This is a genomic window from bacterium, assembly GCA_037143175.1.
Lineage (GTDB): Bacteria > Verrucomicrobiota > Kiritimatiellia > CAIKKV01 > CAITUY01 > JAABPW01.
Window position 1 is genome coordinate 26292 of record JBAWZF010000021.1, and the last position, 19070, is coordinate 45361.

A 19070-nucleotide genomic window follows, 5' to 3' on the forward strand; every position below is an offset into this window, starting at 1 on the left:
ATGTTCAAGCAGGTTTCGCGAAAAGTGGATTTTCCAGGGCAGGAAGTTGAGGTTCTGGAGTTTTGGGATCGTCAGCACATTTTTGAGAAATCTCTTGAGCAACGCCAAGATGCTCCTGAATACGTTTTTTACGATGGCCCCCCCTTCGCCACCGGCTTACCGCATTTTGGGCATCTTTTGGCCGGAACCATTAAGGATATTGTGCCCCGATACCAGACCATGCGTGGCCACTTGGTGAATCGGCGGTTCGGTTGGGATTGCCATGGCCTACCCGTTGAGTACGAAGTCGAACAGGATCTTAAGCTTAGCGGAAAGCGTGATATCGAAACCATGGGGGTGGATGTATTCAACGAGCGCTGCCGCAGCATTGTCCTACGCTACACCCGCGAATGGCGTCAAGTCGTGACCCGTATGGGGCGGTGGGTCGATTTCGATCACGATTACAAGACCATGGATCCTGCCTATATGGAATCCATCTGGTGGGTGTTCAAGACGCTTTGGGAAAAAGAGCTGGTGTATGAAGGTCATCGTATTGTGCCTTATTGCCCGCGCTGTACCACGCCGCTGTCCAATTTCGAGACGAATCAGGGCTATGCCGATGTTCAGGATCCCGCCGTGACGATCCGGTTTAAGGTCGAGGGCGCGGAGTCCCTCTACGTGCTGGCCTGGACGACCACGCCCTGGACCTTGCCTTCCAATATGGCCCTGGCTGTGGGCAAGGATATCCCTTACGTTAAGATCAAGGATGGGGACGTTTTCTACTATCTGGCCAAAGACCGGCTTTCCGCCTATTACAAAAAGGGCGCGGTCTACGAAGTCGTCGAAGAAACCTCAGGGACGGCATTGGTCGGCCTGCGTTATGAACCGCTGTTTCCTTACTTTTCGGACTATAAGGCCAAGGGGGCGTTCCGGGTTATTGCGGGTGATTTCGTGTCGACCGAGGATGGGACCGGGGTGGTTCATATCGCGCCCGGGTTTGGTGAGGAAGACAGTCGTGTTGGAAAAATTGAGAAACTCCCCGCGCCCTGCCCCGTGGATGCCGAGGGCCGATTTACCGAAGAGATTTCGGATTATATTGGACGTGCCGTCAAGGAGGCTGATCATGACATTATCAAGCGGCTTAAGCTTGAGGGGAAACTGATTCATCATGCCGTGATCAATCATAGCTATCCGCACTGCTGGCGTTGTGACACGCCGTTGATCTACCGTGCGATATCAGCGTGGTATGTTCGGGTTGAACAGATGCGGGACCGGATTCTCAAGGCCAATAGTCAGACCCGCTGGGTGCCTGAACATTTACGGGATGGTCGCTTTGGCAAGTGGTTGGAACAAGCGCGGGATTGGAATATCTCGCGTAACCGCTATTGGGGGACCCCGCTCCCTGTCTGGCGTAGCGATGATGGCAAGGAAGTGATTTGTGTTGGGTCTGCCGCAGAACTCGAGGCGCTCTCCGGTCAAAAGGTGACTGACCTCCATAAGCATTTCATGGATAAGATCGAGATCCCCTCCCGTGAAGGGCGGGGCATGCTCAAACGGATTCCGGAGGTGCTGGATTGCTGGTTTGAAAGCGGGGCCATGCCGTATGCGCAGGCGCATTATCCGTTTGAAAATCGCGAACAGTTTGAGAGCCATTTTCCTGCCGATTTTATCGCGGAGGGCCTGGATCAAACCCGTGGCTGGTTCTATACGCTGATGGTGCTCGCTACAGCCCTTTTTGATAAGCCGGCATTCCGGAACGTCATTGTGAACGGTTTGGTGCTGGCCGAGGATGGGCGTAAAATGAGCAAACGCCTCAAAAATTATCCTGATCCGAGCCACATCGTCAACACCTACGGGGCGGATGCGTTAAGGCTCTATTTGATCAATTCACCTGTTGTCCGGGCTGAAGATCTTCGCTTTTCCGAGGACGGCGTGCAGGATTTGATGCGGAATCTGCTGATCCCGTTGTGGAATGCCTATGGGTTCTTTGTGACCTATGCCAATGTGGACGGGTGGGGGCCGGAAGGCAGAGGGCAGAAGACAGAAGGCAGTAATCTGGAGGAGAATTTGCTGGATCGCTGGATCCGCAGCTCACTGGAATCCCTGTCGGCGAATGTCACCAAAGCCATGGATGGGTACGACCTTCAGGGTGCGGTGCGGCCGTTTGTGCGCTTCATCGAAGATCTGACCAACTGGTATATCCGCCGCAGTCGCCGCCGGTTCTGGAAGTCACAGGATGATGTCGATAAGGCGCAGGCCTATGAGACACTTTATTACGTGCTCCTGAATACGTCCAAGATTGCAGCCCCCTTCATTCCGTTTATCAGTGAAGCCATTTATGGCAATTTGCGGACGGCGGATATGCCTGAATCCGTTCATCTCTGTGATTTCCCGGTCGGGGATGCGACCCGCCGTGACCCGGCGTTGGAACGGCAGATGGCTGCGGTGATGACCGTGGTGGCGTTGGGCCGTACCTTGCGGTCTGCGCATGATTTGAAGGTGCGGCAGCCCTTGAAGAAATTACATGTCGCCTGCCGGAATGCCGAATTGCTCAAGTGCATGAGTGATTTGAAGGACATTATTCTGGAAGAGTTGAATGTCAAAGAGGCGGAATTCCGATTGAGCGAATCTGATTTTGCGACCGTAAAGGCCAAGGCTAACTTCGCACGGCTTGGACCGAAATTGGGGCCCTTGATGAGGAAGGCGGCTGGACTTGTGGCTGGCCTCAAGAGCGAACAGATTGAAGTCCTGGCCCGGGGTGAGCCCCTGGCGATCATTCTGGATGGGCAGACAGTTGAGTTGACGCTGGATGACGTGATCATTGAGCATCTTCCGCGTGCGGGAAGCGTGGTTGCGGCCGAAGGCGGCATCGTGGTGGCCTTGGATACCGCCCTGACGCCGGAACTGGTGGCGGAGGGTATGGCCCGTGAGTTTGTCAGCAAGCTCCAAAATATGCGCAAAACGGCTGACTTGGAAGTGACGCAGCGTATACGCGTTCAATTTACCGGTCCGGAGGAAGTTAAGAAAGCGGTAGGGGCCCATCTTGACTATATTACAACCGAGACCCTGAGCCTTTCTTGTGAGGCTGTTGAGGTGATCCCTGAGGGCGCTACCGAGTGGGATCTGAATGGCCATCCCTGCGCGATCAAGTTTGAAGCCGCAGTCCAGCAGCAGTAGGGAGTCCTGAATGTCGGCGTTGGGCTTCACATTACTCTCATTCGGGATCATTTTAGTTCTTGTTCGTCTCAAGGTGCCGCTGTGGCTGGCAATTTTGACTGGGGCGATTTCACTGGGCCTTTTTTTTGGTGAGGATGTCAAGGGGCTCACGCGTGCTGCCGTGAAGGGGGTGACGCAGTCAACGTCGATTGGATTGCTTTTGGCGGTGGCTCTGCTTCTGATGCTGTCGGAGGCGATGCGACAGACCGGGCGCATGGAGCGTATGGTCGCTTTGATCCAGTCTTTTGCGCGTCGTCCGGTCATCACCCTGGCGGCACTGCCCGCTCTTATAGGACTGTTACCCATGCCGGGTGGGGCGATATTCTCCGCACCTATGGTGCGCCAGGCGGCGCAGGGAAGTGAACTCGGCGGCAATATGCTTTCGTCGATCAACTACTGGTGGCGTCATATCTGGGAGCACTGGTGGCCGCTGTATCCCGGTGTGATCCTGGCCATGAGCCTGACCAATAGTGATCTGCTGACGTTCGCTTTTTTTCAGATTCCCCTGGGCCTCTTTATGTTCGCAGGCGGAGTGCTGCTGTTTCGCTCCGCGCCATCCTCGCTTTTTTTAAAAGGCCCGCCTCCACCTCCTGACATCAAGCGTAAGATTTTGCTGTCGGTGACGCCCATCGGGTTGGTTCTGATCGTGTGGTGCCTTGGAGGGCTTGTGGTAAAATTGATATGGGGGGCTCCTGAGAGTGGAAGAACCGCACTGGGATGGCTCTCTTTCATGCAGAAATTCGCGCCGCTCATCTTCGGACTGGTGGTGAGTCTGGTGTACACATTATGGGCAAGACCTTTCCCGTTCAAGCAGTTGGGACGACGGGTCTGGAATAAGGAAATGGTCCCGCTTCTGGGCCTGGTCTTGAGCGTCATGGTCTATCAAAGCGTGTTGAAGGATGTGAATGCGGCCACTGCCATCGGCCGTGAGTTGGAGTTGTTGCATGTGCCTGTGACGTTGGTGGTGATCCTTTTGCCCTTTATTGCCGGTTTGTTGACCGGGGTGGCGTTCGGGTTTGTCGGGGTTAGTTTCCCGCTGGTGTTGAGTTTGGTGGAGTCCATGCCGGATCATCCCTCCATGCGTCCCTACGTGGTGTTGGCTTATGCCTGCGGGCATCTGGGGATGATGATCAGTCCCATTCATCTCTGTTATGTGGTCAGTAACCGCTATTTTGCTGCCACCTTCGGGGCCACGCTCCGTTTATTGGCCTGGCCATTCGTGGTGATGACCGTTTCTGCTGCTGCCTATTTTCTGCTGTTGAAATGGGCGCTATAGTATATAAAAGGGGATTATTCGGGTTTTTTAGACTGTTTGGAAAGGGTTAGGTAGATATGTTGACGTTACTTTTGTCGTTGGTGAGCATGGTCGGTATTTGGGTTGGACTCCACTATGGGCTGCGTTGGGGCAATTGGAGCATTGTGCTGGCTGTGCTTTTCGGGCTGGGAATTCAGATCGGTGCGACGCTATGGATTCGCCGCCGGATTACGGCCCTGATGACTGCGATTCAGGCCCGTATAACCGAGCGGACCAATATGTTGCGGCGAAAATATGAGCAGATGGCAAGTCGCGGCGGCAATATCCGTTTTCTTATGGATCAGGCGCGCAAGGATCAGGATGTCATGCTGGTGGAAGCCCTCGAATCCAGCAAAAAGATGGATCCCTACAGTAAGTGGAGCATTCTGTTGGATCGTCAGATCAATGCCATTCGTCTGCAGTTTTTGTTTCAATTAAAAAGATTCGAAGAGGTGGATCGGCTTCTCCCCAAAACCCTGCTGGGCGACCCGGTGTTGTGCTGCATGAAAATGTGCCGCGAGTATCAGCGGGGGGAGCTTGAAGCGCTCGATAAAACCTATAACAAGTATCGCAAAAAATTCAAACGTGACGGCGTTCTGATTTACGCCACGTATTCCTGGATGCTGCTTCGCAAAAAACAAACGGACAAAGCCCTTCAAGTTCTTGTGGATGGGAAAACCGCGACCGAGGATGAGATTCTGGAAAAGAATTGGGAAGCTGTCGCCAATGGTAAGGCCGGTCAATTCTCCAATGCTGATTTAGGTGAGACCTGGTATGCCTTGTTGCTGGAGGAGCCCAAGCAGCAGAAGCAGCCCGGCCCCCGCCAGATGCGCCCCGGTGCCAAATGGCGGAGATGATGAGGGGGAACGTCAGTTCGGGATGTAACAACTGGGAGGAGTTTCCTGAAAGCGCTTATACAAATTAGGTGATTCGTGGGCGTCCAATAGAAAACCCGTAATTGACAATTTTCTCTTTATGGGTAGTGGAGTGGAAATCCCCGTTGAGCTTGGATTGAGTGTGCCTGCTGTGATGCTGAAGGTGAGGGGTGTCGCGAAGGTCGTGTCGGTACTGATATGATTTGACTCACATCGCAATTTCCAAGTAATATTAGTTGTGGATTTTAAAACGATTCAGAATCAACGCCAATGGGCGCAATACGATGGGCAATCTATTGCCAACGTTACTTATGTTTATGTGTTGAATCGGCAAGTGTCCCGATTGTTTGGGAGCAGTGACATTCTCTATATTGGTAAGACGCTGCAAACCATGAGTCGACGGTTTAGGCAAGAAACGACTGTCAACAATACGCTCGGCAACACGCAACATACAAATATTCGTCTGACCCATCTTTTCGGCCATCTAAATTTGGCCAATGTAATCTGCTACTTTACGGCTCAGACAGACTGTCCGTTCCAGAATGCCGACCCTATTCTCCAGCATTTGCAGGTCTGGGACAAGCGATGCTACCGCCGCTGCGTTACCTCGGGTAATCCCGTAGTTATTTCGCTGGAAAAGCGGCTTCTCGTCACCTATGCAGTTGATCATGGCGAGGTGCCCCCGCTTAACAACAGAATGTGAGTAATTTCAACAAATGTCAGGCAAATTGCACTCAATGAAAACTCGAATGAAAAAACACTCATCATATGGTGAAGTTGCGCTTATTGCAGTCTCGAAGTCACGCGATGTTGATCCTGTAAAAGCTTGGACGGCTGCATCGAAGGCGTTCTTTTTAGGGAGGGCGGATGCAAGTCGGGACAAATGCTGTCCTCGGTGTGTGTTTTTCGGTTTGATCGACGCAAATATGATCACGGGGATTCCGCCAGGAAATCATACGAAATCCAAGATCAACAAGCATTACGCCGTAGAAGCCGTAAAACTGCTGAAGAAAGATTCATCTTTTCAGGATAGACCGATGGATTTGTGGCGAAAAGTCACTTCTTGTGAAAAAAAACATCATAACGGACAAATGCACGTAGTTTGCGCTTTATGGAAGATCGGGCGCATTTCGCACCGTTAATATTTATCCTAATTTGTCCTTGGGATGTGAATGGAGCTCTTATGAAAAAGTGCATGCTCGTGGGCGTCTTGGCTGGGATTGCTTTGCTTTGGTTGGCGGGAGATGTGTGGGCACAAGTTGTGGTCACCAACTTTGTGGTAGCTCAACGAACGGGAACAAAACTGGTAGATATCTCGTACGATGTTAGCAGTTCTGCCACAAATTTGGTTTATATAGTTGTGACAGTCAGCACTGCTGGCGTGCCAGTGAACGTGTCCAGTCTCTCGGGCGATATAGGTTTTGTTGCTACTGGGAATGCAAAATCCATTATCTGGAATATGGGAGCGGATTGGAACGGGAATCTGGCAATGGTGTCGTTTTCACTTACCGCGCATGACAATATGCCTATTGGTGGTGACCCTAGGGCAATTGCTTGGGATGTCGTTGATGCGCGATGGGTGAAGAATATTTATTCGAATGGCGCAGTGACCATGAATGACCGCAATTCTGGTTTGATGTGGGTCTATGACGCCAGCACTAACGGCATAGGAACCTGGACTCAAGCAAATAACCTTTGCAATGCCTTAGTGTATGCGGGATACGACAACTGGTTTCTGCCCGACAAATACCAATTAGGCAATATGTATTTGCAGAATGCGTTTTTTGTTGGTGTGCAGTTGGGGTATTATTGGTCTTCTTCCCCAGGTTACACCAGCGGCTATAAGGTCTTAGTAAATATGGCCAATGGTGGCGAAGCCCAAAGTGTACCGGATGGTAATCCTGTATATAATAGTTATCCGATCTGGCCATGTCGTGGACAGTAAGTAACGGCGGCGCTTTCATCTAAAGCCAATCTGTTAACAAAAAAATTATGAATATTCAATTATGCGCCTGGTTGGTCTGGGTTTTATGTTGTTTGATGCCGATATTTTCATTGGCTTCTTCGCAAACAGTGACGGTTGCCGTTTTGATGGACTCTCGGAATTATACGCTTGCTGTATCATCAGTTCGCGGGTCGCCAGTTCCTTCGGCAGGGACGAATCTCTATGCTTGGCGTTCAGCGGTGACCTGCTCGGTTTCCTCCGTTGTCGTGTCTGGCATAAACTGGCGTTCAACAGGCTGGTCTGGAACAGGCTCGATTCCCTTATCAGGCACTACGAACACAACGGGTTTGGTTGTTCTATCCAATCTAGTGTCTTCGATTACTTGGAATTGGGCGAATTTGTTCGTGATTACGAATGTTTCTGCAGCCCAGCGTCAGGGCACAAAATTAGTGGATATTACCTACGATTTGATCAGTGATGCCTCCAATGCGGCACCAATCTCGCTAGTCGTGGCGAACAATGGAACCAACATATCGGCCATCACTTTTTCCGGGGCTATTGGTGCGGATGTTTTACCAGGAACCGGAAACGTGATCGTTTGGAATGCAGGGACTGATTGGAATGGTAGTATTGCAGAACTAAATTTTGCCGTGAGGCATACGTCCGTGACGCAATTGGTTTCGGCTGGTAGTGCTCTTGTTGACTCTCGGAATTATACGCTTGCTGTATCATCAGTTCGCGGGTCGCCAGTTCCTTCGGCAGGGACGAATCTCTATGCTTGGCGTTCAGCGGTGACCTGCTCGGTTTCCTCCGTTGTCGTGTCTGGCATAAACTGGCGTTCAACAGGCTGGTCTGGAACAGGCTCGATTCCCTTATCAGGCACTACGAACACAACGGGTTTGGTTGTTCTATCCAATCTAGTGTCTTCGATTACTTGGAATTGGGCGAATTTGTTCGTGATTACGAATGTTTCTGCAGCCCAGCGTCAGGGCACAAAATTAGTGGATATTACCTACGATTTGATCAGTGATGCCTCCAATGCGGCACCAATCTCGCTAGTCGTGGCGAACAATGGAACCAACATATCGGCCATCACTTTTTCCGGGGCTATTGGTGCGGATGTTTTACCAGGAACCGGAAACGTGATCGTTTGGAATGCAGGGACTGATTGGAATGGCAGTATTGCAGAACTAAATTTTGCCGTGAGGCATGCGTCCGTGACGCAATTGGTTTCCGTTTGTAAAACCTGGATAAATACATATGGATCGATAACGAACCTTGCGGCCGTTCAGCGACCTGGAACAAAGCTGGTGGACATTGTTTACGACATAATCAGTGCTGTTTCCAATGGTGCTCCAATTTCTCTTGTGGTGACATCTAATGGCGTCGCACTTCCAATCAACGTTGTTTCTGGGGCTATCGGCACGAATGTTACGCCCGGGATAGGCAAGTCACTCGTTTGGAATGCGGGAACCAACTGGAATGGGAATGCCGGGCAATTGGGATTCATGGTGTATTATACAACAGCTCCACAATTCACATCTTCCAGCAGTTGTGGTGTAGATTCCCGGAATTATATCTTCTCGGTGAGTTCGATGCGAGGGTCACCTATACCTGCCGTCAATACATACTCAAACTTCAATTGGAAATCTACCGTTACGGCATCAGTTTCGTCCGTTGCTGGATACACTCCTATCGGTTGGTTAGGAACGGGATCGGTGCCGGCCACTGGATCAACCAACAATACTGGAATCATTGTTCTAACAAATCTTCTATCATCAATAAATTGGAACTGGATAACCAACACATATGGGGTGACCTTCAATCCTCAGGGTGGTACCACGCCCGCGCCAACCTCAAAACTTGTGATCTACAACGAGCCCTACGGAAGTCTGCCAAGCATAACGCGTGAGTGGTACAATTTCGATGGTTGGTGGACCGCTCCATCAGCTGGCACCCTGGTGACCGCAGGAACAGTGGTTAGCGCTCCGATATTGTATGGCTATAGTTATAGTGTTAACCCATCGGCGCTTTATCCGGACAGCTCCGGAAACAAGCTGACTGATGGCATGGCACTCGTTCCGGTTTGGGGGGGCTCGATTGCTGCCGATGGGAATTCAACAGTAGGTTGGCAGAATGTTAATCCAAGCATCTCATTTGTTTTTACGGGAGCGGTAAATGTCTCAGAGATCAAGATTTGGGCGGCAGACAGCGACAATGCCTCAGGTGTTGGGCTGCCAACACAAATTACTGTTTCGACCCCTGTAGGTTACAGTAGAACCTTCTCTGTGACTAATCCGGCGGGAAGTGGTAGCACAGTTGAGCTTGCGTTGGGTGGCATTAATACGGTCAGTGACAGATTTAATATTTCGGCGACACGAGGTTCTGAATGGACAATGTTTTCGGAGATTGAACTACGAGGAACTCCCGAGTCGCAGTTTGAAGCTCATGAAGCATCCCTCTATGCTCACTGGACACTTGTCACACAGATGATCACTGGCGTCGTTGCTGGCGGCATAGAAAAGCCGGGGAAAATTCGGGTTGTGGCGATGCTTACCTCAACGGACTCTGATATGAAGTCCACCAACAATATGCAGTACAGCACTATAGTGACGGGAGGTTGGTTTTCGATTCAAGGAGTTCCGGTCCTCTCGGACTACTGGGTGAGAGCTTTCATTGATTCAAACGATGACGGTGTCTGGAGCCCCACTGAGCCAATTGGATCCTATGCAGGCAATCCCATTCATCTAACCAATAATGTTGCTGGTGCTAATATCACAATGGGTTACGGGGACTGGGATGGAGATGGAATACCTGATGATGAGGAAGCCTTTGTTCTGATGACAGATCCTAAAAATTCATCAAGCCCAATTCAGGTTGATGATGATGGGCCTAACGACCCCGTTCCTGGAGATCCCGAAACAAGTGCCCCTTATGAAAATGGAACTCAATACCATCCCTATGATTCGATCCAGAAGGCAATCAATGTGGCGCCAAGTGGTTCCGTCATTGTGGTAATGGATGGGTCATATTCCGGGGTTGGCAATCAGGATATCACCACGAAGGGGAAACCCATAACCGTTCGTTCGAGGCATGGCTATAACTCGGCAGTGATTGACGCGGCAAGCGTCAACAGTGGGTTTATCTGTGCCAGCAATGAGACCGCCCTGACGGTCATCAAAGGGTTTACCATTCACACATGGGCATCATTCTTTGGGCAACCAGGCGTTCTGTGTAGAAAGGCAAGTCCGTCAATCGAGGATTGCAGGATATGGGATTGCGGGGTAGCTGGGATCTATTGCACCAACCAGGCGAACCCCATCATCCGTCGGACGATTATCGAGGCAAATGCAGGGGGCGTTGTCTGTTATGGCAGTTCGCCGACCTTGGACAGCTGTCTTATTCAGTCAAATTTCTCGGGCCGCGGAGCCGGAGTGTATATGGAAAACAATTCGAACCCGTATCTCGTGAATTCGCTTATCGTGAGAAACCGTAGCACCAACGATGGTGGCGGCCTCTACGTGGGCACGGGATGCAGTCCAACCGGTATTAATTGTACGGTGGCGTATAATGTTGCCACGAATCGTGGCAGTGCTCTGTCGACAGTAGGGGCTCCCTTGTTCAAGAATTTCATTGTTTGGGGTAATTCCGATGCTGCGTCCGATCCAATTGACCTTCAGGCGGCGGCAACGTTTACTTACAGTTGCGTTCAGGAGTTTCACCCCGGAACCGGCAACATGACGACCGACCCCATGTTTGTAAGTGGTGTCGGTTATCAATTGCAGGCAAATTCACCCTGTATCGACGCCGGAACCTCTGTCGGTGCTCCGGCTCTCGATTACGCGGGTCAAATAAGGCCTTTGGATGGAGATGGTAATGGGAATGCCGTTGTAGACATTGGCGCTTACGAACAGGCTGAGTACATATATGTCTGCACGAATGCGATGACTCACTATGTTTCGGCCAGTTCAATTTCGCCGCAAATTCCTTATACGAATTGGGCAACGGCCGCACAACGCATACAGAGTGCCGTTGATGTGGCGTACCCTGGCTCACTGATTATGGTCAGCAACGGCGTCTATGTATCAGGTGGGCGAGTGGCGCGTGGTTCTCTGACAAACCGCGTGGCTATCACCAAGACCATCACGGTACAAAGTGTTAGCGGCCCTGGAGCAACGATCATTCAGGGTTTAGGTCCGCATGGTGATGCGGCAATACGCTGTGTGTATTTGGGGACCAACGCGGTCTTGTCTGGATTTACCCTCACGAACGGGGCAACCCGGGGATATAGTGGAGATCATGCTTTGGAGCAGGCTGGTGGTGGGGCATGGTTGGAGCCGTCGGGTGTATTGACTAACTGCGTTATCATTGGGAATTCGGCAAATGATGATGGTGGCGGTGTGTCTGGAGGCACGCTTAATAATTGCGCGTTGATCGGCAATTCTGCCGGTTACAACTACAGTTCAGGAGGCGGCGCAATAAATTCCACAATGAACAATTGCACGCTGACAAGAAACTCGGCTTTTTCTGGTGGTGGCGCGGCGGGAAGTATTCTCAATAAATGCATATTGTCCAGCAATTCAGTTGAGCATCCGACAGGTCCTGGAGGCGGAGATTCATGGGGTGGTGGTGTTAAAGACTGCACGTTGTATAGCTGTCTGTTGACCGGCAATTCCTCAGGATATGCCGGTGGTGGTTCCGTGGGTGGTTCTCTGACCAACTGCACATTGATCGGGAACTCAGCAGGTGTTGGTGGAGGTGCATACGGAAGCACTCTGAACAACAGTATTGTCTATTTCAATGTAGCACCATCCGCGCCGAACTATTCTGGCACCAGTCTTGACTATAGCTGCACTACTCCATTGCCAGCGGGGGCTGGGAATATTGCTGACGAACCTCTGTTTGTAAATCCGGGTTCTGGGAACTACAGGCTGCAAACGGGATCCTTCTGTATCAATGCTGGATCAAATCAGTCCTGGATGACTAGCTCAAAAGATTTGGGTGGCAATCCGCGTGTTTCCGTTGATGGCATTGTGGACATGGGGAGTTATGAGTATGTACCCGGGCTGCAGTACTCATTGACCATCTCAATGCCCCCCTATGCTGGTGGTTTTCCGCAAGCCGGAACGCGACTTTTTGATGTTGGTGCTTCTGTAAATGTAGTTATTACCAATTCACCTGTCATTTTAGGCGGAACCACCCAATTTGCCTGTAAGGGGTGGACAGGGACCGGTAGCGTTTCAGCAAGTGGAGCTACAACAAACGTCGGTACTATAACGATAACCAATCACACAACAGTGACGTGGCTTTGGAGCACAAATTACTGGCTGCAAACGAGCGCGACAGGTAATGGGGCAGTTAACACCAATAACTCATGGCTCGCATCAGGTGCGAATATTGAATTGACCGCAACTCCTGAGAGTTACTTCACTTTCTGGACTTGGCAGGGCCAGACGAACGGCTGCACAATCGAGAGCAACAGGATAACAGTAATTATGAACGCTTCCCGTGCGATTACGGCGGTTTTCAATGTGCAGCTAGTGACCAACAATGTCCCTAAGTGGTGGCTTGCTCAGTCTGGCCTCACGAACTTCAATGTGGACGCCATGCGGGATGTTGATAATGACGGAATGCTGACTTGGCAAGAATGGGTTGCGGGAAGTGATCCCACGAACATCAACTCCGTATTCCACTTCACAAGCGCTAATGGCACGTTTGGCCAAGGCATGATTGTCCGCTGGCCGAGCATCTCGAATCGGTTCTACAACCTCAGTCGGTCGACAAACCTGATGGTGGGCACAAACGCATTCACTATTCTTCCCGGTGCCAGTAATATGCCAACTACGCCATCGCAGAACATATACACTGACGTGGTGCAGGGAGTCGGGCCGTATTTTTACAGGATTGACGTTCGGGAATAAATCTTTTGTGTACTGCCTTCATTTTGCCTCATGGTATCGTCTATCGACGACATATATTGTTTCAAGCCTGTATTTCGCGCCCAGTTTTCTTTGACCCGCTGCGTCACTTTACCGCTTTGGACCGATCTGGACACCTGAAAATGGGCAGATATTGCATGGCGGTTTGGTAGTCACTGCTTTTTTCGTGACTTCGGTGAGTTGGGGGGATAATTTATCGAAATGGTTCAGATGAGACAAATTCGTGATTGGAGCCGGTGTTTGGCGAAACAATTCAAGCCGGAACGTATTATATTGTTTGGTTCATACGCCTACGGAAAGCCGCGCGAGGATTCCGATGTGGATCTACTGGTGGTGCTCCGTCACGAATCCGTCGCCGCAAAAGCGGCATCCGATATCCGGATGGCGCTTCCGCATGATGTTTCTATCGATGTCATTGTTCGATCTCCTGAGAAATTCCGCGAGCGGTTGAAAATGAAAGACTTTTTCATGCGGGATATTGCGGAGAAAGGGCTTGTGCTGTATGAAGCGCGAAGTCATTGAATGGGTCGATAAAGCTGAGGGCGATTTCATAAGCGCCAAGCGGGAGTGCCGGGCACGCAAAATGCCGAATTTTGATGCCGCGTGTTTTCACGCTCAGCAATCTGCCGAGAAATATCTCAAAGCATATTTGCAGGAATTGAATATCCCCATACCGAAGACTCACGATCTCGTGCGCCTGCTCAGCGAAATCCCCCCAACTCCTGCGCTGGATGTCCTGCGCTCGGGAATGGCCACACTGACCGCTTATGCCGTCGAATTTCGTTATCCAGGCGAATGTGCGTCTCAGGAAGTCGCGAAGGAAGCGATTACGTTGAGTGGCGCTGTTCGGGATGAACTTCGACATTTGCTTTCCTTGTCTGTACGTTAAGGTGGGATGAAACAACGGGGAGTCTTTTCCCAAAAGCGCTTAAAAGTTTTGGAGAAATGGAAGGCGTCGTAATATCCCAGCCGATCCGCGTATTGAATCATGCGAATTCCCGTTGTGCGTGGTATGTAATAATATGTGCAGGATTATACATTAAATAGTTTTCTTGTCCATTCCGCGACGGGCGGCTTTATGGCAGACTGAATGCATAACCCAAAGGACATACTGTAATGAAAAATAAACCGGTGACTTTTGCTCTCTATTTTGGCAATCGTGGCTTTTTTCCTGAAAAATTGATCTCGGGAGCCCGGACAGAACTGACTACGGTTCTGAAAAAGCTCGGATACGGAAGCTTGGTGATGGATGAATCGATCACCAAGTTCGGTGCCGTGGAGGGAACCGGGGAAGGTCTAAAATACGCGCAATTTCTTGAAGAGAACCGCGGTAAATATGATGGTGTAATTCTCTGTCTGCCGAATTTTGGCGATGAAACCGGTGCCATTGCCGCACTTCAGGACTGCGGGGTGCCGATCTTGATTCAGGCCTATCCCGACGAGTTGGGGAAAATGGGTTTTGCCGACCGGCGTGATGCGTTTTGCGGGAAGTTTTCCGTGATGGACGTGTTCTGTCAGTACGGACTGCCATTCACCACGTTCCAGCCCCATACCGTGGCCCCGACAAGTAAGACGTTTGAAATCCATATTCATCAGTTCGCCGCCGTTTGCCGTGTGACCAACCAGATGAAACGCATGACGGTTGGTGCCATCGGTGCGCGTACGACTGCCTTTAAAACGGTGCGTTTTGATGAGCTGACACTGCAGCGCCTCGGCATCACGACAGAGGCGCTTGACCTCTCGGAAGTGTTCATGCGGATTCGGGATGTCAAGACGGGCAGCGATCAGTTTATTGCAAAGGCCGAACGGCTGAAAAACTACACCAACTGGACGAAGATCCCGAAAGAAAAGTTTGAGACCCTCAGTAAACTCGGTGTTGTTCTAGATGATATCATGAATGATTACCACATGGACTGTATGGCCTTGCGCTGCTGGATTGAGCTCGAAAAAGAGCTCGGCGTGGCCCCTTGTGTGATTATCAGTGAGATGAATGATCGCGGCATCGTTTCCGCCTGCGAACTTGATGTTTGTAATGCGGTACCGATGTATGCGTTATCGCTGGCATCCCAACGCCCCGCAACCTGCCTTGATTGGAACAATAATTATGGGGATGATCCTGACAAGTGTGTGCTTTTCCATTGCGGCCCGGTTCCCCAGAGCCTGATGACGGGAAAAGGCCAGGTGGTTGACCATCCGATGTTTGCCAAGGCCTTGGGGGCCGGGTGTGGATGGGGGTGCAATGTGGGTCGCATCGCACCATCACCAATGACGTTTGCCAGCGCCAAAACGGCGGAGGGAAAACTCTGGTGTTATCTTGGCCAGGGTGAGTTTACAACCGACAAATTGGCGGATGATTATTTCGGGTGTGCCGGCGTGGTCCGGATTGAAAACCTGCAAAACGCACTGGAGTACATCGGGCACGAAGGGTATCGCCATCATGTAGGGGTTACCCCAGGGCATGTGGCGGCGGCTGTTCACGAAGCCTTCACCAAGTATCTGCGTTTCGAATTGAAAGCCCTATGACCGACTGACTGCGGTCTTCGGCTTTTCCAGTTCATCCATCACCACTTGAGCGGCGCGCTGGGCGGCTCCTCCGTCACCCAGGAGTGCCCGGATTTCGGCGTAGCCATTCAGCATGGTCTGCCGCGCAGGAGAGTCTGTTAGCAGTGGGATCAGTTCACGGGCGAGCGCTTCCGGGGTAATGTCGAATTGAATCACCTCGGGGCAGATGTAGCGATTGGCAATAATGTTTGCAATGCCAGCGAACTTGACCTTGACCTTAATAATTCTAATGGCGATCCAATAGGTCAGGGGAGCTACAGCATAGGTGATGACGGCAGGACATCCCACGAGGGCCGCCTCCATCGTCGCGGTACCTGATTTGACCAAGGCGGCCCGGCTTTGACGGAAGACCTGTCTGGCTTCACCCCGTATGATTTGAAGTCGGCTGGGGCCATTGGGGAAGCGTGCTATGACACGGCGGACATGTTCAGATATTTCATCCGAGGGGGTAGGGATGACAAACGAGGCTGTTGGAAATTGTTGTTCAATCAGACGCGCGGCCCCAAGCATGGGTGGGAGAAGCCGGTCGATCTCGTTATGGCGACTCCCGGGGAGCATACCAATCTGCGGTTCTCCGTCCCAGGGGAGTGGTGCCATGGGGGTGTGCATTGCCTCGCGAATTTCATCGATTAGGGGATGGCCGACAAAGTCCACTTTCAGGCTTGTTCCCTCAAATACTTTCGGTTCAAAGGGGAAAATCGCCATCAACCGATCGAGGACGGCAACCATGGTCGGGATCCGTCCTTGTTTCCATGCCCAGACTTGGGGGCAGATATAGTAAATGGTTTTCAACCCCATGGCATGGGCACTGGATGCAAATCTCAGATTGAAGCCGGGGTAGTCGACCAGAATAACGGCATCTGGCCGTTTTTCGCATGCCTCCCGCTCCATATGGCGGAATACCTTGCGGAAAAAGACAATGCGTTTTAGCACTTCGACGATTCCCATGACCGCCAGGTCTTTGACATCGTAATACGTTTCGACGCCAGCCTCCCTCATCAAGGGGCCGCCGATACCGAAAAAGGTGAGGGAGGGATCGGCTTGGCGAAGCGCACGGACCAAACCGGCAGCATGCATGTCTCCAGAAATCTCGCCGGCAAGGATCATGATGGAACGGGGTTTCGTCATGAGCGGCCTTGAAGCGAGTCCTCGGTGTTCATGGCGATAAAGCAGATTCCCAGCCGGTTGGCCTCTTTGATCAATTTCTCCCGTTCAAGGAGGATGGTGCGTTTGGCTTCAACGGCAAGCACTTGGGTTTTACTTTTTTTGATAATTTTCATGGTGCGCATGCCGACCACGGGAATATCAAAACGCATATCGTGGCCTTTCTTCGCCACCTTAACCACAACGGCGCCGCCCTTGCCCACGCGGCCGGCGCGCAGGATGGTCTCATCCGTGCCTTCATAAGCCTCAACGGCAAGGATGGTACCTTCTTTGACCGCCACGGTCTGCCCGATTTCAATACTGCTGGTGATTTTAGCCACATTCAGGCCGAACAGGATGTCCATCATTTCCGCGTCGGTCGGTGCCCGCCCGCCGATCAGGCCGGCCTCCGGCATGGCGGCTTCCATAAACAGGTGGGCCGGAACCAGGGTGACGCCGTGTTGAGTCAATGCATCACAGGCCGCCCCGTAGATGGTGTGGGCGTTGCGCTGTTTGAGGTTTTTTAAGAGGTCAAATGTCATGCGGTCGAATCGCAGGCTGAACAAGTGGGTGGGTGTGATTTGGCCCACCATGACGGCATGCTTGATACCCCAGCTGTCCAAGGCGCCCAGGACGGCGCCGAACTGGCCCAGATAGATCCACTTTACATCATCGACATAACGGGTAATGGCCCGATCCGTTTCATGGCGGAAAGCGATGGCCGTGATGCGGCGAACGCCCTGGGCGCGTGCCGATTGGGCCAATAACAGCGGGTAATCGCCTTTGCCGGCCAACAATACGATTTCGGTGATTCCTTTGGGAATCCCGAAGGCTCCTTCATGTGGTGAGGTGTCGTTCATGATTAAATCGTTGAAAGAATACGGCGGCCCTCATCCAGGAAAATCCCCTGCAGATTCATGCGCAAGGCCTGGGGATTGGTGGCATACATCATGCCTTCCTCCTGGGTGATCATGCCGTTCTTGATGAGGTTATAGATGGATTGGTTGAAGGTCTGCATGCCGTCATCTGCCCCGGTTTCGATGGCTGCGGGCAGGACGTCCAGTTTGTTCTTTTCCAGAAGTTTCCGCACGGTGGGTGTGTTGATCAGGATTTCCACTGCGGGGATGACGCCTCCCTGGGCGCCTTTAAGCAGCCGCTGACAGATAACCGCCTGAAGGTTGCTGGCAAGATTCAGACGGATTTGATCCCACTCATTCGCAGGAAAAAATTCAAGCAGCCGTTGAACCGCAATAGAGGCGTTTCCCGAGTGAAGCGTCGTTAACACCAGATGTCCGGTCTCTGCGGCAGAAAGAGCGGTACGGAAGGTGGTCTGGTCGCGCATTTCTCCGATGATAATCACATCCGGATCCTGTCGCAGAATGTGTTTGAGGGCGGCCTCGAAACTTAATGTATCCAGTCCTACTTCGCGTTGAGAAATGACGCATTTCTTGTCTTCAAACAGATATTCAATAGGATCCTCAATGGTGATGATCCGGAGATTTTCCGTTTCATTCATGTGATTCAACATGCTGGCCAGTGTCGTGGATTTTCCGCTGCCGGTGGCCCCGCTGACGATGATAATCCCGCGTTGCGAGGCGGAAATTTGCTTGATGGATTGCGGAAGATTGAGGTCATCCACGGTGGGAACTTTGGTTTTGACGTGGCGGAAAGCGAGCGCGGGCTGGCCTTGACTCATAAACGCATTGACGCGAAAACGTCCGGCCCCTTCAACAAAATAGGAAAAATCAGCCTCATGCTGTTCTGAAAAATCGGTCACGAGATGGGCAGGCAAAATATGCTGGATGGTTTTATGAAGATGATCGGGGGTCAGGGCAGGAAGGTCTGCGGGCGTAAGTTCGCTATGAAGTCGGATGAAAGGGGATTGTCCGACTTTCAAATGAATGTCAGATGCATGCATTTCTACAGCAAGTCTCAGGAAATCATCAATTTTGAACATCCGGTCACTCCTATCTTGGAATTACGTAGATCAAAGCAAAAGCACCGCGCGAGGGCAAGGATGCAGAAACCGGGGGAGTTGTTTTGCTGGAACAGGTCTCAACAAAACTGGCGGGGACGACGGGGCTCGAACCCGCGACCTCTGCCGTGACAGGGCAGCG

Annotated in this window: 13 protein-coding genes; 10 read left to right on the plus strand and 3 right to left on the minus strand. The window is 51.6% G+C overall.

The features are described 5' to 3' along the window. From ileS to WCI03_08565, 10 genes are all read left to right on the plus strand, one after another. Entirely contained in the window at window positions 1–3156 is a 3156-nt protein-coding gene (gene ileS, locus WCI03_08520) for an isoleucine--tRNA ligase (GenBank protein ID MEI8139896.1), read from the plus strand. Between the two features lie 10 nt (window positions 3157–3166). Further along, window positions 3167–4471 carry a DUF401 family protein gene (locus WCI03_08525; GenBank protein ID MEI8139897.1) on the plus strand — a complete coding sequence of 435 codons (1305 nt, stop codon included), beginning with the start codon at window positions 3167–3169 and terminating at the stop codon, window positions 4469–4471. Window positions 4472–4527: 56 nt separating this feature from the next. After that, window positions 4528–5346, plus strand: a complete 819-nt coding sequence (locus WCI03_08530) for a hypothetical protein (GenBank protein MEI8139898.1) — start codon at window positions 4528–4530, stop codon at window positions 5344–5346. Between the two features lie 256 nt (window positions 5347–5602). After that, on the plus strand, window positions 5603–6067 hold the full coding sequence (locus tag WCI03_08535; protein MEI8139899.1) for a hypothetical protein: 465 nt from the start codon (window positions 5603–5605) through the stop codon (window positions 6065–6067). A 46-nt stretch (window positions 6068–6113) separates the two neighbouring features. Continuing rightward, entirely contained in the window at window positions 6114–6506 is a 393-nt protein-coding gene (locus tag WCI03_08540) for a hypothetical protein (GenBank protein ID MEI8139900.1), read from the plus strand. Window positions 6507–6547: 41 nt separating this feature from the next. Further along, entirely contained in the window at window positions 6548–7309 is a 762-nt protein-coding gene (locus tag WCI03_08545) for a DUF1566 domain-containing protein (GenBank protein MEI8139901.1), read from the plus strand. Window positions 7310–7356: 47 nt separating this feature from the next. Next, window positions 7357–13230, plus strand: a complete 5874-nt coding sequence (locus tag WCI03_08550) for a choice-of-anchor Q domain-containing protein (GenBank protein ID MEI8139902.1) — start codon at window positions 7357–7359, stop codon at window positions 13228–13230. A gap of 219 nt (window positions 13231–13449) precedes the next feature. Further along, window positions 13450–13770 (plus strand): nucleotidyltransferase domain-containing protein, encoded by a 321-nt coding sequence (locus tag WCI03_08555; GenBank protein ID MEI8139903.1) that lies wholly within the window; start codon window positions 13450–13452, stop codon window positions 13768–13770. Continuing rightward, window positions 13751–14137, plus strand: a complete 387-nt coding sequence (locus WCI03_08560) for a HEPN domain-containing protein (protein MEI8139904.1) — start codon at window positions 13751–13753, stop codon at window positions 14135–14137. The genes WCI03_08555 and WCI03_08560 overlap by 20 nt, the downstream gene beginning before the upstream one ends. 227 nt (window positions 14138–14364) lie before the next feature. Beyond that, window positions 14365–15771, plus strand: coding sequence for a hypothetical protein (locus WCI03_08565; protein MEI8139905.1), 1407 nt, complete (start codon window positions 14365–14367; stop codon window positions 15769–15771). Here WCI03_08565 and lpxB read toward each other — a convergent pair. The 3 genes from lpxB to WCI03_08580 are packed head-to-tail and all read right to left on the minus strand — an operon-like array spanning window position 15766 to window position 18910. Further along, the gene (gene lpxB / locus WCI03_08570; GenBank protein ID MEI8139906.1) at window positions 15766–16938 is read right to left on the minus strand and encodes a lipid-A-disaccharide synthase; all 1173 of its coding nucleotides are present in this window, start codon (window positions 16936–16938) and stop codon (window positions 15766–15768) included. The two genes, WCI03_08565 and lpxB, sit on opposite strands and share 6 nt — an antisense overlap. Continuing rightward, the gene (gene lpxI, locus WCI03_08575) at window positions 16935–17813 is read right to left on the minus strand and encodes a UDP-2,3-diacylglucosamine diphosphatase LpxI (GenBank protein ID MEI8139907.1); all 879 of its coding nucleotides are present in this window, start codon (window positions 17811–17813) and stop codon (window positions 16935–16937) included. The genes lpxB and lpxI overlap by 4 nt, the downstream gene beginning before the upstream one ends. Before the next feature lie 2 nt (window positions 17814–17815). Further along, window positions 17816–18910 (minus strand): PilT/PilU family type 4a pilus ATPase, encoded by a 1095-nt coding sequence (locus WCI03_08580; protein ID MEI8139908.1) that lies wholly within the window; start codon window positions 18908–18910, stop codon window positions 17816–17818. Window positions 18911–19070 lie beyond the last annotated feature (160 nt).

Coding starts and splice junctions, on each gene's coding strand:
- ileS (MEI8139896.1), top strand. CDS start 1: ATGTTCAAGCAGGTTTCGCGAAAAGTGGATTTTCCAGGGCAGGAAGTT.
- WCI03_08525 (MEI8139897.1), top strand. CDS start 3,167: ATGTCGGCGTTGGGCTTCACATTACTCTCATTCGGGATCATTTTAGTT.
- WCI03_08530 (MEI8139898.1), top strand. CDS start 4,528: ATGTTGACGTTACTTTTGTCGTTGGTGAGCATGGTCGGTATTTGGGTT.
- WCI03_08540 (MEI8139900.1), top strand. CDS start 6,114: ATGAAAAAACACTCATCATATGGTGAAGTTGCGCTTATTGCAGTCTCG.
- WCI03_08545 (MEI8139901.1), top strand. CDS start 6,548: ATGAAAAAGTGCATGCTCGTGGGCGTCTTGGCTGGGATTGCTTTGCTT.
- WCI03_08550 (MEI8139902.1), top strand. CDS start 7,357: ATGAATATTCAATTATGCGCCTGGTTGGTCTGGGTTTTATGTTGTTTG.
- WCI03_08555 (MEI8139903.1), top strand. CDS start 13,450: ATGGTTCAGATGAGACAAATTCGTGATTGGAGCCGGTGTTTGGCGAAA.
- WCI03_08560 (MEI8139904.1), top strand. CDS start 13,751: ATGAAGCGCGAAGTCATTGAATGGGTCGATAAAGCTGAGGGCGATTTC.
- WCI03_08565 (MEI8139905.1), top strand. CDS start 14,365: ATGAAAAATAAACCGGTGACTTTTGCTCTCTATTTTGGCAATCGTGGC.
- lpxB (MEI8139906.1), bottom strand. CDS start 16,938: ATGACGAAACCCCGTTCCATCATGATCCTTGCCGGCGAGATTTCTGGA.
- lpxI (MEI8139907.1), bottom strand. CDS start 17,813: ATGAACGACACCTCACCACATGAAGGAGCCTTCGGGATTCCCAAAGGA.
- WCI03_08580 (MEI8139908.1), bottom strand. CDS start 18,910: ATGTTCAAAATTGATGATTTCCTGAGACTTGCTGTAGAAATGCATGCA.